13 protein-coding genes are annotated in these 15,365 nt (G+C 59.8%); 10 read left to right on the forward strand and 3 right to left on the reverse strand.

The genetic code is table 11. The features are described 5' to 3' along the window. The first annotated feature begins 394 nt into the window (after positions 1-394). The 7 genes from EOC83_RS30290 to EOC83_RS30320 are packed head-to-tail and all read left to right on the forward strand — an operon-like array spanning position 395 to position 8,795. Complete coding sequence (locus EOC83_RS30290; RefSeq protein WP_063170492.1) at positions 395-2,032, forward strand: methyl-accepting chemotaxis protein; 1,638 nt, start codon at positions 395-397, stop codon at positions 2,030-2,032. 23 nt (positions 2,033-2,055) lie between these two features. Beyond that, the gene (locus EOC83_RS30295; RefSeq protein ID WP_063170493.1) at positions 2,056-2,523 is read left to right on the forward strand and encodes a chemotaxis protein CheW; all 468 of its coding nucleotides are present in this window, start codon (positions 2,056-2,058) and stop codon (positions 2,521-2,523) included. Next, the gene (locus EOC83_RS30300) at positions 2,520-3,761 is read left to right on the forward strand and encodes a protein-glutamate O-methyltransferase CheR (protein WP_063170494.1); all 1,242 of its coding nucleotides are present in this window, start codon (positions 2,520-2,522) and stop codon (positions 3,759-3,761) included. Before EOC83_RS30295 ends, EOC83_RS30300 begins: the two co-directional genes overlap by 4 nt. After that, positions 3,761-4,465: a chemotaxis protein CheW gene (locus tag EOC83_RS30305; protein WP_063170495.1), complete on the forward strand. Its 705-nt coding sequence runs from the start codon at positions 3,761-3,763 to the stop codon at positions 4,463-4,465. Before EOC83_RS30300 ends, EOC83_RS30305 begins: the two co-directional genes overlap by 1 nt. Next, positions 4,462-6,735 (forward strand): hybrid sensor histidine kinase/response regulator, encoded by a 2,274-nt coding sequence (locus EOC83_RS30310; RefSeq protein WP_063170496.1) that lies wholly within the window; start codon positions 4,462-4,464, stop codon positions 6,733-6,735. Before EOC83_RS30305 ends, EOC83_RS30310 begins: the two co-directional genes overlap by 4 nt. A gap of 22 nt (positions 6,736-6,757) precedes the next feature. Continuing rightward, complete coding sequence (locus tag EOC83_RS30315; RefSeq protein ID WP_063170497.1) at positions 6,758-7,777, forward strand: chemotaxis response regulator protein-glutamate methylesterase; 1,020 nt, start codon at positions 6,758-6,760, stop codon at positions 7,775-7,777. A 13-nt stretch (positions 7,778-7,790) separates the two neighbouring features. Continuing rightward, positions 7,791-8,795: a PleD family two-component system response regulator gene (locus EOC83_RS30320; protein WP_063170498.1), complete on the forward strand. Its 1,005-nt coding sequence runs from the start codon at positions 7,791-7,793 to the stop codon at positions 8,793-8,795. A gap of 285 nt (positions 8,796-9,080) precedes the next feature. On the opposite strand, the gene EOC83_RS30325 is transcribed toward EOC83_RS30320, so the two are convergent. Further along, positions 9,081-10,112, reverse strand: coding sequence for a helix-turn-helix domain-containing protein (locus EOC83_RS30325; RefSeq protein WP_063170499.1), 1,032 nt, complete (start codon positions 10,110-10,112; stop codon positions 9,081-9,083). Positions 10,113-10,198: 86 nt separating this feature from the next. Here EOC83_RS30325 and EOC83_RS30330 point away from each other — a divergent pair, with 86 nt between their 5' ends. Both EOC83_RS30330 and EOC83_RS33410 read left to right on the forward strand, forming a co-directional pair. After that, positions 10,199-11,605, forward strand: a complete 1,407-nt coding sequence (locus tag EOC83_RS30330; protein ID WP_063170500.1) for an FAD-binding oxidoreductase — start codon at positions 10,199-10,201, stop codon at positions 11,603-11,605. A gap of 348 nt (positions 11,606-11,953) precedes the next feature. After that, positions 11,954-12,169, forward strand: coding sequence for a hypothetical protein (locus EOC83_RS33410; RefSeq protein WP_342030149.1), 216 nt, complete (start codon positions 11,954-11,956; stop codon positions 12,167-12,169). A gap of 153 nt (positions 12,170-12,322) precedes the next feature. On the opposite strand, the gene EOC83_RS33075 is transcribed toward EOC83_RS33410, so the two are convergent. Then, a complete protein-coding gene (locus EOC83_RS33075; RefSeq protein WP_063170502.1) occupies positions 12,323-12,580 on the reverse strand; it encodes a hypothetical protein in 258 nt (85 codons plus the stop codon). Positions 12,581-12,702: 122 nt separating this feature from the next. Between EOC83_RS33075 and EOC83_RS30345 the strand changes: the two genes are divergently transcribed. Beyond that, a complete protein-coding gene (locus EOC83_RS30345) occupies positions 12,703-14,202 on the forward strand; it encodes a winged helix-turn-helix domain-containing tetratricopeptide repeat protein (RefSeq protein ID WP_063170503.1) in 1,500 nt (499 codons plus the stop codon). A 738-nt stretch (positions 14,203-14,940) separates the two neighbouring features. Here the strand turns inward: EOC83_RS30345 and EOC83_RS30350 are convergent. Beyond that, complete coding sequence (locus tag EOC83_RS30350; protein WP_063170504.1) at positions 14,941-15,339, reverse strand: M24 family metallopeptidase; 399 nt, start codon at positions 15,337-15,339, stop codon at positions 14,941-14,943. Between the last annotated feature and the right edge of the window lie 26 nt (positions 15,340-15,365).

Genomic DNA, 15,365 nt, shown 5'->3' on the forward strand with positions numbered 1-15,365 from the left:
ATATTTGTGCCCCTTCAAGGTTCATAGGCCTTTGCCTATGGGCTGTCCAGGTTGTTTGCTTCAAAGGCCCAACGCTGACAGGGCCTTGGACGTGAGGTGAGAGCTTCATCGTCATTGAATACCTTTCTCATCGACGTCCAACGAGACGGTAACAATCAGTCATCCACCCACCTTGACGCGGGCGTGCCGCCCAGCGGATGTCGGGCTGATGTGCGCCGACGGAACACGTGTCCTCGACCGTCACTTCTGGCGAGCGGCATCGCCATCATTAGTGATGGAACGGAAAAGAAACCATTCAGCGTCAGACTACCGCTTTTCGACGCACCTTTTTCGAACACGTCGGAACGAGCGCTTGTCGCGCAGCCCACGATGCCCCCATTGGTGAATCGGATCCATGAAGAGTCTGACAATACGCCACCGCATCCTCGTCAGTTTCGCTGCCGTTCTGGTGGTCATGTCCGTGATCGCCGTCATCGCGTACGCCTGGTTTCTTCAGGCGGGGCAGGAGGCGACTGAGGTCGAGAAGGGCATCCTTCCAGACCTCTATCACAGCACCGCGATCATGATGGGCCAGATGACGGCCCATAGTCTGCTTCAGGAATATGCCCTTCAGGACAACCCATCGGATAGAAGCACGCTTGAAAGCGCGATCACGACCAATCGCGACCAAGTGCAGCGGTCGATGGGCGACTATGAAGCAACAATCGTCTCCGACATCGACAAGCAGAATTATGCAGTCGTCAAAGAACTCGCCAACCAATTTCGTCTGGCTGAAACTGCTTTGCTGGACACAAGCCGGGCTGCCTTGTCGAAAGGTGAAACTCCCAATGAAAGCCTGGCCATCAAGAACACCGTAGAGCCGATCTTTGTAAAGTTGCAGTCCGCTCTGCAGGCCATGGTTGAGGATCACAGAGGCGAGGCAAACAGCGCGACGCAGCGGATCAGCTCGATCGTTAGAACGGCCGAAGTCGGTTTGAGCGTTGGCTTGTTGATAGCCCTCGGACTAGCCCTTCTTTTGGGTTACCAGCTGTTTCGCGCCATTACAGGTCCGCTCACTCGTTTGGTCAACGCGGTTCAATTGATGCGGCAAGGCGACTTCAGCGAACGCCTCGATCTGAGGCGCCGAGACGAATTCAGCGTGCTTGCCGACGGCTTCAACGCAATGGCGGACGATCTCACAACCCTCATTGGTCAGGTTCAAAGGTCCAGCATACAGGTCGGCACATCGATAACTGAGATCGCCGCCACCTCCAAGCAACAGCAGGCAACTGCGACTGAAATCGCAGCGACCACAACAGAAATCCGCGCGACAGCCAAGGAGATCTCCGCCACGTCAAACGAGCTCGTCCGCACGATGAACGAGGTCTCGACAGTTGCCGAGCAAACTGCTGCCGTCGCCGGCGGAGGGCAAGCGGGGCTAACCCGTATGGAAGAAACCATGCAGCAGGTCATGGAAGCGGCCGGCGCGATCAATTCCAAACTCGCGATCCTGAGCGAGAAAGCCGGCAGCATCAATCAGGTGGTGACGACCATCACCAAAGTGGCCGATCAGACGAACCTTTTGTCGCTCAACGCTTCCATCGAGGCAGAGAAGGCCGGCCAATATGGCCGGGGCTTTGCAGTGGTGGCGACGGAAATCCGAAGGCTCGCGGACCAGACGGCTGTCTCCACATACGATATCGAGCAGATGGTCAAGGACATCCAGTCGGCAGTCGCGGCCGGGGTGATGGGCATGGACAAGTTTTCCGAACAGGTCCGCCGGGGTATGCAGGAAATCCAGCAGGTCGGCGGGCAACTCTTCGAGATCATTCAGCAGGTTCAGGGGCTGGTGCCACGTTTCGAAGTCGCCAATGAAGGCATGCAAGCGCAGGCGACCGGCGCGGGGCAGATCAGCGACACGCTAACGCAGCTGAGTGAGGCAGCTCAGCAAACAGTCGAATCCCTTCAGCAATCGACGCTCGCGATCGACGAGCTCAATCAAGTCTCAGGCGGCATGCGAAGTAGCATTTCGAGGTTCAAGCTGAGAGCGTAGCGAGCCGGCAGTAGGGGGTGACAATGCTATTTCTCGCCTTCAGCATGGGTCCGGATCGCTACTTGATCGATGTCCACCAAATTGAAGAGGTGCTGCCTCGTCTCGATGTGAAGGTCCTGCCGGGTGCGCCAACCGGTGTGGTGGGTCTGGTCAGCTACAACGGAATACCCATCCCGCTGATCGATGTTACTCTTCTTGCGCTTGGCCGGCCGTCGGAGCGCCTATTGAGCACCCGGATCGTTGTGACGCGCTATCACGCGCATGATGGCGAGCAGCGCCTGCTGGGACTGATCGCGGAACGGGTGACGGATACGCTTGAGCGAGACCCTGCCGACTTCGCGCCGTTCGGACTTGAACCAGGAACCCCGCCCTATCTTGGGCCGGTGGCTTCCGATGGTTCGGAGATCATTCAGTGGGTCAAAGTGGCATCGCTGCTTTCGGAAGAGATACGTACCGCATTGCTCCGCCAGGCCGCGACGGGTGATCAATGACCGGCGCAATTGAAAAGCTCCTGACGGAAACCATCGGACTGGACAGTGCCAGCGTTGGTCCGACAGTGGTCCGTCAGGCGGTCAGAGATCGGATGGCAGCATGCCGGATAACCAACGCTCAGACCTATAAGGAACACTTGACCGGTTCCTCGCAGGAGTTGCAGGAGTTGATCAATGCGGTGGTGATCCCGGAGACCTGGTTCTTTCGCGACCGAGAAGCGTTCACCATGCTGGCGCGGCATGCGCGCGTGCACAAGCGTGCTCAGCCGATTAAAGTCCTGAGCCTGCCATGTTCAACCGGCGAAGAGGCCTATTCGGTCGCCATGGCCATGTTCGATGCCAGCTTTGAGGCGCACGAGTTCAAGATCGATGGTGTGGACGTCAGCAGCCGCAATATCGCGACGGCTGAACGCGCGATCTATGGGCGCAATTCGTTTCGCGGCAGCCATCTCGAATTCAAGGATCGCTATTTCGAAGCGGCCGAGAGCGGGTTGCGTCCTACAGCTGCGGTGCTGAAACAGGTTCGGTTCAGGGTAGGAAACCTGTTCGGCTCTCGCGCGTCTTTCGGGCAAGAAGTCTATGACATCGTGCTTTTCCGCAATCTGCTGATCTATTTCAATCGAGAGCTGCAGGATCGCGCGTTGATCTGCCTGAAGGACCTACTGGCCAAAGACGGACTCCTCCTGGTCGGTCCGGCGGAAGCAGCTCTTCCAAGGTTGCATGGCTTTATTTCCGCTGAATGGCCATTGGCCTTTGCCTTCCTGAAATCGGAGCCCGTCAAGACCACGGCGCCGACAGTTTCGGCCGCCATCCCGGTGCCGACGCCAACCCCGAAGGTCAACAAGAGCAAGCCTCTTCTTCGGCCCCGACCGACAATTGGCAATGAAGCCCGTGGACAGGCGCCGGCCAAGCCGCTTGCAAAGGCCTCGGAAAGCCTCATCGCGGTTGAACGGATCGCCAATGCAGGACGGGTAAAGGAGGCACAGGAGGTCGCCCTGGCGCATCTCAAGGAATTTGGTCCTTCCGCGCAAATCTTCTACTTGCTGGGCCTCGTCCAGGATGCGGATGGCGCAGCACCCCAAGCCGCGCAAAGCTATCGCAAGGCGCTCTATCTCGCGCCAAATCATCGAGAAGCTCTCATCCATCTGGCTTTGCTGCTTCGCAAGCAAGGCGACCATAACGGCGCCGAGGCCCTGGCTGGCCGGCTAGGCCGGGTCCAGAAAAGGAGCGGCAGCTGATGGCGGCTTCGACAGGGATCGCTCAGCCGTTGGAGCAGATTGAAATCGACGACTGCTGGCGGCAAATAGGCGTACGGGGTGACAAGTCATGTCCGCTGCTGGAGCAGCATCTCCACTGCCGGAATTGCCCGACCTATAAGAAGATTGCACGACACCTCCTCGACCGTGCGGCTCCCTCGGTATATCGCGACGAATGGCCTGGTAACGCTGGTCGAGCAGGGATCGATCCGGCCGACGGCGAGGCGCTGCAGACGGCTGTTCTCTTCCGTTTGGGGGAAGAATGGCTGGCCCTTCCGGTCGGTATTTTTCATGAAGTGGCTGAATCTCGTCGCGTTCATTCACTTCCACATCGCAGAAACCGTGCACTGCTCGGTATTGCGAATGTCCGTGGTGAATTGCTCGTTTGCCTGTCCCTGGCTGAATTGCTCGGGATAGACGAGCGCAAGGAGGGGGAGCAAAGCACGCGAACCAAGGTATTTCGCCGCCTGGTTGTTGTGGGCGAGCGCGACAAGCGGGTTGCCTTTACGGTTGATGAGATCCACGGCTTACATCGCTATCGGGCACGCGACACTCTCGCTGTGCCACCCACGATCGACAAGGCGCTGTCTGCGGCTACTAATGCCGTTCTGCCCTGGCAGGGACGGGCCGTTGGTTGTCTCGACCCAGAACAACTGCTCACGATGCTGGCTCGGAGCATGGCATGACAGATGAGGACTTCAGCCAGGTTTCGATGCTCAGCCTCTTCCAGGCCGAACTGGAGACGCAGTCACAGGCACTAACGTCTGGGCTTCTGGCACTGGAACGCAATCCTGTCGCCGCCGATGCCCTGGAAGCATGCATGCGTGCCGCACATTCCCTGAAGGGAGCTGCCCGAATCATCGACCTGATGCCCGCGGTCAAAGTTGCAAATGCGATGGAAGATTGCCTGGTCGCCGCGCAACGTGGGCATCTGAGAGTGGGACGGGAGCATATAGATGCGCTCCTGCAAGGCTGTGACCTTTTGAAATTGATCGCATCAGGATCATCGAGCGAGCGCGCCAACTCAGAAATCGAAAGCTTTCTCGCGAAGTTTGAGGAATTGTCCCCCCCCGAGGCGAAGCCCGGGGCCCAAGATTTTGCAGTTGATTTCGCCACTCCTGATCATGCCCAGGATCAGCTGGCGACGACCTCTTCAGCGAATCTCCTCGTTGGGACGCCACCGCAAACCCACGGCAGCATTGGCTCTGATAGAATGGTTCGGGTGACGGCAGACAGCCTGAACCGATTGCTCGGGTTGGCTGGCGAGTCGCTGATGGAAGCTCGGCGGCTCAGGCCATTCGCTGACGGGCTACTGCGACTGAAGCGACTTCAATCGGACCTCGCAAGTGCGTTCGACAACCTTCACGCAGTGCTGCCGCCGGGTTCAAATGATGCGGCCGCAGTGGAGGCGCTGGCTGAAGCCCAGCGAAAGCTTCGGTTGAGCCAAGCGTTCCTGGCGGAGCGTCTCGATGAATTGGATTCAGTGGATCGCAAAGCGACCGATCTTGCCAACAGATTGTACGACGAAACGTTGGCGAGCCGGATGCGGCCTTTCGAGGACGGCGTGAGACACTACGCAAGAACGGTCCGCGACCTCGGTCGTACCCTTGGCAAGCGGGCGCGACTGGAGATCGTAGGCGGCTCGACCGGCATCGACCGCGATATCCTCGAGCAGCTCGATGCCCCCTTGGGGCATCTTTTGCGCAACGCTGTAGACCATGGGCTTGAACCGCCTGAGGAGCGCCTCGCGATGGGGAAACCCGAAGAGGGGCTGATCAGGCTCGAAGCGAGGCACAATGCCGGGCTGCTGCAGATAGCCGTGGTGGACGACGGCAGGGGGATCGAGATCTCGAAGCTGCGCGAGGCTGTCATCGCCCGACAGCTTGCGACCAGGGAAAGTGCTGACACACTCAGCGAAACCGAATTGCTCGCATTCCTGTTTCTGCCAGGCTTTTCGATGAAAGCGGGCCTTACCGACGTGTCCGGCCGTGGTGTGGGACTCGATGCGGTGCAGGCGATGACGAAGGAGGTCCGCGGAATCACGAGCGTTTCCTCGGAATTTGGTCGTGGAACCCGGTTTCAACTGCAGCTGCCGCTGACGTTGTCAGTCCTGCGCACACTACTCGTCGAAGTCGATGGGGAGCCCTATGCGTTTCCACTCGCCGCCATCTCCAAGACAATGAGATTGCAGCGGATGCAGATCAACCTGCTGCAGGGCCGACCGCATTTTCGCTTGAACGATCGACAGATCGGGCTGGTGACCGCGCGCGAAGTGCTGGATCGAGGAGAGTCCGGATCGGAACCGGACGAACTCTCGGTTGTCGTCGTGGATGCAGGTCGGGGCGATGCATACGGCCTGATCGTTGACCGTTTTCTCGGGGAACGCGAGCTGGTGATCAGACCTCTCGATCCACGGTTTGCCAAGATCAAGGACATCAGCGCAGCGGCCCTGATGGAAGACGGTTCGCCAGTTCTGATCTTCGACGTCGATGATCTGATCCGATCGGTGGAAAAACTTGCATCGTCTAGCGGATTTAGGGCTGTTGGGCGCGCTGCGGGCGGTCCCGAACCGAGCAGACGCAAGCGCGTGCTCGTGATTGACGATTCACTCACGGTCCGCGAACTCCAGCGCAAGATGTTGGGCAATCACGGTTATGATGTCGAAGTGGCGGTCGACGGGATGGACGGATGGAATGCCGTCCGGTCTGGTCCTTTTGATCTTGTCGTCACTGACATAGATATGCCGCGCATGGATGGCATCGAGTTGGTGAGCTTGATCAGAAAGGACGCCCATCTCAAGAACACACCCATAATGATCGTTTCATACAAGGATCGGGAAGAAGATCGCTCGCGCGGGCTTGACGCCGGTGCGGACTATTATCTGACCAAGAGTACCTTTCAGGACGAGGCGCTGATCCATGCGGTCGTGGACATGATTGGCGAGGCGACTGAATGAGATCGAAATTGGAAGCCAACGAATGAGAATCGGCGTAGTCAACGACATGCCGATGGCGGTTGAGCTTCTGCGCCGGCTGGTCTTGTCGACCGGCGAACATCAGGTCGCATGGGTCGCGACCAATGGGCGTGAGGCGGTCGAGGTCTGCAGACGTGATCTGCCGGATCTGATACTCATGGATCTAGCGATGCCAGAGATGGACGGCGTGGAAGCGACGCGCAGAATCATGGCGGAAACCCCGTGCTCAATCCTGCTGGTGACCGCCAGTATCGAAGCCAACCTCGTCGGTGTCTACGAAGCAATGGGTCATGGCGCGCTTGACGCGGTCGATATTCCGTCAGTAGGCATCGAAGGTAACGCGTCCTCGCAATCCGCACGGCTTCTAACGAACAAGATTGCGACGATCGGCAAGCTGATCGGTGATGCGCCGGCCAAGACAAAAAGGCGGATGTCACGTGACGCTGAGCCGACACCTCGACGCTTAATTGCAATCGGCGCCTCCGCGGGCGGGCCGGCCGCCGTTGCCGCCGTCCTGAGTGCGTTTCCCGTTGATTTTGACGGCGCGATCGTGCTCGTCCAGCATCTCGATGCTCAGTTCGTGCCGGGGCTTACTGATTGGCTGGGACAGCATACGCCTCTCCCGATCCGTCCGGCGCGGGAAAAGGATAGTCCTCAAGCGGGCACTGTTCTCGTAGCCAGTTCTGCGGATCATCTGGTTTTCAAGTCAGCTCAACAACTTGGCTATACGCCCAGCCCCAAGGACAATTTTTATCGGCCGTCCGTTGATGTGTTCTTCGGAAGTGCGGCGCAATGGTGGCCTGGCTCTGTGATTGGTGTCCTGCTCACAGGCATGGGCAGGGATGGCGCGCGCGGGCTAAGACAGCTCCGCGACAAAGGGCATCTCACGATCGCCCAGGATCGAGCAACCAGTGCAGTCTATGGCATGCCGAAGGCCGCCGCCGAAATCGGCGCGGCTGTTGATATTCTTCCTTTGAGTGCGATCGGCTCACGTATAATCGAAGCCTGCGAGCGCTCCACGTGAAAGGGCTCGTCCGATGACGCAAGAACCAGAGCTGGTCCCGCCACTCACAGACAACTATTCATCCATGGTTCTGCTCATCGATGATCAGATCATGGTTTGCGAGGCGGTCAGGCGCGCTCTAGCCAACGAACCCGATATTTCCCTACACTTCTGCACCGACCCGTTGAGAGCAATGACAGTCGCGGATGAGGTAAAGCCAACCGTTATCCTGCAGGATCTCGTCATGCCCGGCGTCGATGGGCTGCATCTGGTGCGAGAATACAGGAAGCATGCGTCGACACGCGCGGTCCCAGTCATTGTGCTGTCGAGCAAGGAAGATCCAGCCACCAAGGGCGAAGCCTTTGCTGCGGGAGCGAACGACTATCTCGTCAAACTGCCGGATCGTATCGAGCTGATTGCACGTATTCGATATCACACTCGGGCTTATCTGGATCACGTCCAGCGAGACGCGGCATACCGAGCGCTAAGGGAAAGCCAGCGACAGCTGATCAGTGCAAATCTCGAGCTTGAACGTCTGACGCGGATCGATGGCCTGACGGGCCTCGGCAACAGGCGCTATTTTGATGAATATCTGGCGGCCGAATGGAAGCGCGCTTTTCGCGCACAGTCCCCATTGTCGCTGTTGATGATCGATGCCGACAACTTCAAACGATACAACGATACCTATGGCCATATGGCCGGCGATGAGGTGCTCAAGCAAATCGCCCGCGTAATCCAGAGCGGTTCCGGACGCTCCACCGACCTAGCTGCGCGGTACGGAGGCGAAGAGTTCGTGGTCGTGCTGGTCGACACTTTACTGGAACAATCCAGTGCGATCGCAGAGCGGCTCGTCCAGGGCGTGCGGGAGTTGAACATACCCCACGGCCCGGATCGTGTGACCATCAGCGTCGGCGTTGCAACAGCGGTGCCCACCGCGGACGAGACGCCAAATGATTTCGTCAATGCTGCCGATTTGGCCCTATTTCGTGCCAAATCGGAAGGACGAAATCGTGTCGCGGTTCATATGTCCCGCAGCTAGACAAGCTCAACGTACTTCTCAGGCTAAGATGGAACTTTCTGAGCGTACGTTGAACGCGCCTGGGCTCGCCCGGCCTTCAAGAAGCTCTATGCCGACCAGCTCGCTTACTTTGCGGCTGGAGCTCGAACCCATCGTTAATGACCGCTGGGCGTCCGGTTCTGGGTGGGAACGTGCCGGTTCGCCTGATCGCTCGAATTTCTGCTTTTGGGATTCCGCTGGGGCCAGCTCAACGGCTGACTTGAGTCGCAAAGCGGAATATCGGCATCGCGCCGCGATGGTTGAGATTCAATCGCGGCTCAATGCTCGCCGGAGAGCACCGAAGCGAATGCGATATTGCGCCGGCGTCACCCCGACCTTGCGGCGGAAGAGACGCCCGAAAAAACTCGCATCCTCATAGCCGACTTCACTCGCCACCGCTTCGACCGGGAGATCGCCGGTCTCCAGCATCTGCTTGGCTTGCTCGAGCCTGAGCGCGTGGATGTAGTCGATTGCCTTCATTTCCGTGGCCTTGGCGAAGCGGCGCACGAAGGAGCGCTCGGACAGGCCTGACAACTTGGTCATGGCGGCGACGGGCGAGGGCGTCCGGTAGTTGCCTTCGGCCCATTTCTGGCAGCGGTTGATCACCGCGTCGTCGGTCTGGCGAAAGCGCATCAGCGCGGCGAAGGGCTGCTGGCCCATGTCGTGCCACTGCAGCATGTAGACCTTGGCGACCTGCATCGCCTCCTTGAGGCTGACGAAGCGCGCGATCAGATATAGGGCGAGATCCTCCCAGCTCGAGCCGCCCCCGGCCATGACGATGCGGTGGGCCTCGCCGGTCAGCACGAGTGACTGGCCCGGCTTCACCTTAACGCCGGGATAGTTGTTCGTGAGCGTCTCGACATAGCCCCAGTGAATGGTGGCATCGCGATTGTCGAGTAGCCCGGCCTCGCCGAGCAGCACCGCGCCCGAACAAGCGCTGGCCAGCATGGCGCCGTCGTCATGCGCTCGCTTCAGCCATGCGGCTTCGGCGTCATACTGCCCGGCGACGCTTTCTCCCGGATTGACGAAGAAATCTGGAATACAGACGATGTCGGGTGGCGGGCAATCGGCAAGGCTGTGATCTGGGCGCACCCAGATGCCGTTTGCAGCGCGAAACGGGCTGCCGTCCCCAGCAACCACATAGGGCCGCATGCGCGGCGTGCCCGCCGCACCGCTGGTTATGAACAGGAAATCCCTGCCGGGCGAGGAAAACAGGTCGAACATGCCGTAGATCGTGGAGGCGGTAGCCTCCGGAACGGCAAGGATCGCCACATTCAATGGGCCGATCTGTTCAACCATGGCAGAAATGACCGCCTTTCAGCATTTTCGACTTTAGCGGCCGTGCCCGCGCCGCGCTAGCGTGTGTGAAACGAGGAGACCGCCACATGGCCGCCACCGCTACCCTTGCAGCATCGAGCATCGAAAGCTTCCGTTCCATCATGCGCGGCGAGGTGCTGGAGCCGTCGAGCCCATCCTATGACACGACGCGGATCGTCTGGAACGGCATGATCGACCGACGTCCCGCTCTCATCGCGCGCTGCCGGAGTTTTGCCGATGTCGAGGCGTCGGTGAATTTCGCGCGCGAAGAGCGGCTGGCGATCGCGATCCGCTCGGGAGGCCACAATGTTGCAGGCTACGCCGTCTGCGACGGCGGCCTGATGATCGACATGTCGCTGATGAATGGCGTGCGGGTCGCGCCCGGCCTCGATCGTGTCTTCGTTGAGGGCGGCGCTATTTGGGCCGATGTCGATGCGGCCACCACCCCGCTTGATCGCGCCACGCCGGGCGGCCTGATTTCGGGGACGGGCGTTGCCGGCCTGACTCTTTCCGGCGGCATCGGCTGGCTGCGCGGCAGCCACGGCCTCAGCGTCGACAATCTGCTGGCGGCCGATCTGGTGACCGCCGATGGCCGCCTCATCCATGCCGACGCGACCCAGAACCCGGATCTCTTCTGGGCGCTGCGCGGCGGCGGTGGCAATTTCGGCGTGGTGACGAGCTTCGAGTTCAAGCTGCATCCGATCGAGCCGGAGCTGATGTTATGCGGTCCGGCCTATCCCGAAGAGCGCGCCAACGAGATCATTCCACTCTGGCGCGACTTCATGCAGACCGCACCCGATCGCCTGAGCGGCCTAGCGGAATTCTCCACGCTGCCGAACGATCCCTCGATTCCCGAGCGTGCAAGGGGCCGGCGCGTCCTGGCGCTTGCGCATGTCTATGACGGACTGGCCGACGAGGGCGAGCGGGTCGTGGCGCCCTTACGCAGTTTTGGAGCACCGCTTGTCGATTTCAGCGGGCGCATGCCGTATCGCACCATCCAGTCGCTCTATGACGGCCTGTTCCCGAAAGGCCGCGACCGTTGCTACTGGAAATCCACCTACCTCTCGCGCCTCGACGACGAGGTTATCGGGGAGATCACCGCGCGGATGGCGAAGCGGCCCTCCGAAATGACCTTCGCCTCGATCTGGAAGTTCGGCGGTTTCGTCCAGCGCGTTGCAGCCGATGCCACTGCCTTCGGTGACCGGTCCATGCCCTTCATGCTCAGCCTCGACGCCATCTGGCCAGGCGCTGATGAGGACGACGCGAACATCAGCTGGGTTCGCAGCTTCTGGCAGGACGTGCAGCGCTACTCGACCGGGCGCCTCTATCTGAACTTCCCCGGCCATGGCGAAGGAGCGGACCTCGTACGCGACGCCTTGGGAGCCGAAGCCTATGGGAGGCTCGCCAAGATCAAGCACAGATACGATCCGGACAATCTGTTCCGCCTCAACCAGAACATCCTGCCAATGCACTAACGCACAATTCAAGTCGGCGTACGGTAGCGACTCTCGCCTGGGCATTTGCCAAGTCACGAACGGCTTACGATCATTCGCCGAAATCCGAGCTCCCCGCACGCGCTGGATGATGATCAGTCTTCGCAGCGCGAAACCGTGCTAGTTTTGGACTGCGGCTTCGTGCTTGAGGGGAACCGGCTTGAATAGCTCGCCGCCTACAACGTTCGTACTCAACGGCGTGACCGCCGACGTGAGTAGGGAGACCTTGCGCGACCAATTCAACAGGACAATCGCAGTTCGCCACCAGACCTTCGCGTACCTCGCCACCTTCTGGAGAACGCTGATCGCGTCATCACCAAGGACGAGTTGATGAAGGCGGTCTGGAACGGGCTAGCCGTCACCGATGACAGCCTGGTCCAATGCATTCACGAGATCCGTGCGGCGCTCACGACAGTCGCCAGGCCGTCGTGCAGACAGTGCCGAGGCGCGGTTACAGGTTGGTCCTTCCCTCAAATGCCGGACAAGAATGATTACAATTCTGGCGGCAGAATTGGCCGCCGAGGTCCGGCCGGCAGGCCAGGATGAGCGGAGCATTGCTGCACCTACCCCGGCCTACAGGCAGGTCCTTGATCGGCTACTGATAGAACATGCCGGTCGTCTCTTTGCGGCGTCGATGAGACAGTACTTGCGGAGTTTGCTGGCCCTGTGCAGACAATCGTTCACAGCTATGGATGCAAATCACACCTTCCAGAACGGCTTTTGAAGTTCCGCCTCGACGGCAGCCAGGGTGAGACCGACGTCGTCGATCCGCTGAGGCCCATCTTCCGCCAGTCGCTTCAGTTCCTCGCGATAGTACTTGCGCTCGCGCCAGACCGCGACCAGGCCGCGCAGGGCGAAGAGTCTCGCCCAGACCGATACCGGTTCAGTCGTCCACGTCGGCTGTTCGCTCCAGAGAGACTGGTAGAGTCTTGAGGTAAGAGAAAGCTGCGTGCTCATTTGGCTCGTCCTTTCTTGGTGCTGCTAAAATCGATAACGCTACTTTGGCGGATGAGCGGACCTGCGTACTAAAGCGCGGCCGAAACTGTTCCGAAAAATTCCGAAACGTTTAATATGGCGGGATGCAACGGGTTCACCTCACCTTTGGTCCGTTCGTGCTCGACCCTGAGAAGGGGACGCTCCTGCGACATGAAATACCGATCTCCATCGGGCATCGCGGCATCACGCTGCTCGCCACGCTTGCGGCCCGGCCCGGCGACATCCTGACCAAGGCCGAGCTGATGGAAGCTGCCTGGCCGGGCCTGGCGGTCGAGGAAAGCAATCTCACCGTCCAGATTGCGACGCTGAGGAAGGCGCTCGGCCCCACCGACCAAGGTGGCGACTGGATCGCCACCGTGCCTCGCGTCGGCTACCGCTTCACCGCGCCTGTCGAGCGCGTGGAAGGTTCAGTGCAGCGACCAATCGCGCCGTCCGGCAAACCCACCATTGCCGTGCTGCCCTTCGCCAATTTGAGCGGCGATCAGGACCAGCATTATCTGAGCGACGGCATCACCGAAGATATCATCACTGAACTGGCGCGTTACCGGTCGCTCGTGGTGATCGCGCGTAATTCATCTTTTCAGTTTCGTGGGCCAGCGCCGGAGGGCGCGGAAGTCCACCGGCAACTCGGCGCGCGCTACCTCGTCGAGGGCAGCGTGCGACGGCTCGGGAGCCGTATCCGGATCACGGCGCAGCTGATCGACGGCGCCAGCGGCTTCCATTTGTGGGCTCAACGCTACGACAGGGCGCTTGAGGACATCTTTTCGGTTCAGGAGGAGGTGGCGGCCCTCGTGGCTTCAACCGTCCAAGGCGCCGCCGAGGCAGATGCGACTAGCCGCTCGCGGCGAACGCCGCCGGCCGATTGGGCCGCCTACGACTACTACTTGCAGGGTCGCGCGCACTACCATCAGTATGAAATGGACAAGGGCGAATCCATGTTTACCCGGAGCGCCGAACTCGATCCGACTTTTGCTCAAGGGCATGCCTATCTAGCGCAGTGCCTGGTTGCGCGATTCTGGTACGACCGCGATCCTCGTACGCTGCAAAGTGCCTTGCGGTCTGCGCGCACAGCGCTCCTGCTCGACCGGAATGACGGCATCTGCAACCAGAGCATGGGTCTCGTGCTTGTACATATGCGCCAGCATGGGGATGCCGGACTGCATTTCCAGCAGGCCCGTACGCTCAATCCGCACGACGTCAACATTGCCGGAGACTATGCAAGCTGGCTCAACTACGGCGGCCAGCCTCAGCAGTCCTTGGCGGTCCTCGAAAGGGCCATACTGCTCGACCCGTTGCCCCCGGTCTGGTTCTGGGAGGTGAAGGGAAGCGCGCTCTTCCTGCTCGGCCGATACGCCGACGCCATCGACGCTTATCGGAAGGCCGGCGACCAGTTCTTCATCCATGCCTTTCTCGCGGCGGCCTACGCCCATCTAGGCGAGATGGAAAACGCGCATGTCGCAGTCGAAGCCACACTGAGGCTGCAACCGGACCTCTCGCTTGGCTACCTTGCCCACCTTCCCTTCGCAGACCCATCTTCCTTCGAACACTTCCTCTCCGGCTTCAGAAAGGCCGGCTTTTTATAGGATCCAGCCGGTCCGACAACTCATCGCCGCAGTTGCGTGCATGTGAGCAGTAAGAAGGACGACGGCAATGATAGTCGACAGGACAACCTCCCATACTGTTGGAACCTGACATACGGGGTCATTGCTGGATCAGGCCCGTCGTCCAGCAACGCAGTCATGTTACCTTTGGCAGACCGTCCGCTTTCGGGCGAAGGTAAAGTTTGCCGAACTCCGAGATCAGGCGCATTGCTGCCGCCAGCCGGCAACCGCTGCGAGGGTGAGGAAGGACAATGGGATTGTGCCTGGCGCCAGGTCGCTCGCATCGAGAAGAAAGACCCGCCATGTGGAAGCTGCCGGACCCGATCACCACGGTCGGGCGTCACGGCATCCTGTTCGGGACCGCCATACTCCCATGAGTGTCAGCGACGGCTGGTTTCGACCTTCGGCAACAATATCTGGTTCGTCCTCGTGCATGTAAAACTGGAAAGAAACGCGCAGTCGCGACGTTCTCTACATTGCGGTACTTGACATGGACTCGATATCGCTCGCGCAGTATCCTCTCGGCTTGACGCGTGTCCACGGTGCCCGGAATGTCAGGCGCACGCGTGAGTTCACCAAGTGGGTTCTCTCGCTACCCGGCAGTGAGGCAGCCTCGCCTGGTCCGCTCGGATTGCTACCAATACCAGCTGTGTTTTGGGCATGCGTTTGAGGGCAAGTCTTCAGAGCCTCGCCGGACAGGTGGAAATGAGCTCGGTGCGATCAGGATAGACAATTGTGCTCGAACTTGACATAGCCGACGTCTTCGCGGCCCGCCATGCACTCGACGGCGATGGCCATCCCGGCTCCAACCTTGAAGCTGTTATCTGGCACTAACCATGGTCCGCCCCAGCCCAGTCCGAAGGAATGGCCATAGATTGGGTAGCCGCAAAAAATTCCGCGGCCGTCAAGAACATCGAGGACTGCCTTGTACAGATCGCTTGCCGTTACGCCAAGGCGGCATGCGGCCACGCCTGCCTCAATTCCGGCAATGGCACCGTCGTAGATTTCATTCTGCCGCGCGGACCACTTTCCCCGACAACGACAGACCTTGAGAAGTCCCAGACCTAGCCCTCGACAGAAGGCGATGAGGGCCTGCCCCTCAGACCCCGTGAACATCATGCGAACACGACGCCAAAAGCTTCATT

The sequence above is a fragment of the Mesorhizobium sp. Primo-A genome, assembly GCF_003997175.1.
Taxonomy (GTDB): Bacteria; Pseudomonadota; Alphaproteobacteria; order Rhizobiales; family Rhizobiaceae; genus Mesorhizobium; species Mesorhizobium ciceri.

What these genes read in the sequence shown, in the direction of transcription:
- EOC83_RS30290 (WP_063170492.1), top strand. Translation starts at nt 395, where the DNA reads ATGAAGAGTCTGACAATACGCCACCGCATCCTCGTCAGTTTCGCTGCC.
- EOC83_RS30295 (WP_063170493.1), top strand. Translation starts at nt 2,056, where the DNA reads ATGCTATTTCTCGCCTTCAGCATGGGTCCGGATCGCTACTTGATCGAT.
- EOC83_RS30300 (WP_063170494.1), top strand. Translation starts at nt 2,520, where the DNA reads ATGACCGGCGCAATTGAAAAGCTCCTGACGGAAACCATCGGACTGGAC.
- EOC83_RS30305 (WP_063170495.1), top strand. Translation starts at nt 3,761, where the DNA reads ATGGCGGCTTCGACAGGGATCGCTCAGCCGTTGGAGCAGATTGAAATC.
- EOC83_RS30310 (WP_063170496.1), top strand. Translation starts at nt 4,462, where the DNA reads ATGACAGATGAGGACTTCAGCCAGGTTTCGATGCTCAGCCTCTTCCAG.
- EOC83_RS30315 (WP_063170497.1), top strand. Translation starts at nt 6,758, where the DNA reads ATGAGAATCGGCGTAGTCAACGACATGCCGATGGCGGTTGAGCTTCTG.
- EOC83_RS30320 (WP_063170498.1), top strand. Translation starts at nt 7,791, where the DNA reads ATGACGCAAGAACCAGAGCTGGTCCCGCCACTCACAGACAACTATTCA.
- EOC83_RS30325 (WP_063170499.1), bottom strand. Translation starts at nt 10,112, where the DNA reads ATGGTTGAACAGATCGGCCCATTGAATGTGGCGATCCTTGCCGTTCCG.
- EOC83_RS30330 (WP_063170500.1), top strand. Translation starts at nt 10,199, where the DNA reads ATGGCCGCCACCGCTACCCTTGCAGCATCGAGCATCGAAAGCTTCCGT.
- EOC83_RS33410 (WP_342030149.1), top strand. Translation starts at nt 11,954, where the DNA reads ATGAAGGCGGTCTGGAACGGGCTAGCCGTCACCGATGACAGCCTGGTC.
- EOC83_RS33075 (WP_063170502.1), bottom strand. Translation starts at nt 12,580, where the DNA reads ATGAGCACGCAGCTTTCTCTTACCTCAAGACTCTACCAGTCTCTCTGG.
- EOC83_RS30345 (WP_063170503.1), top strand. Translation starts at nt 12,703, where the DNA reads ATGCAACGGGTTCACCTCACCTTTGGTCCGTTCGTGCTCGACCCTGAG.
- EOC83_RS30350 (WP_063170504.1), bottom strand. Translation starts at nt 15,339, where the DNA reads ATGATGTTCACGGGGTCTGAGGGGCAGGCCCTCATCGCCTTCTGTCGA.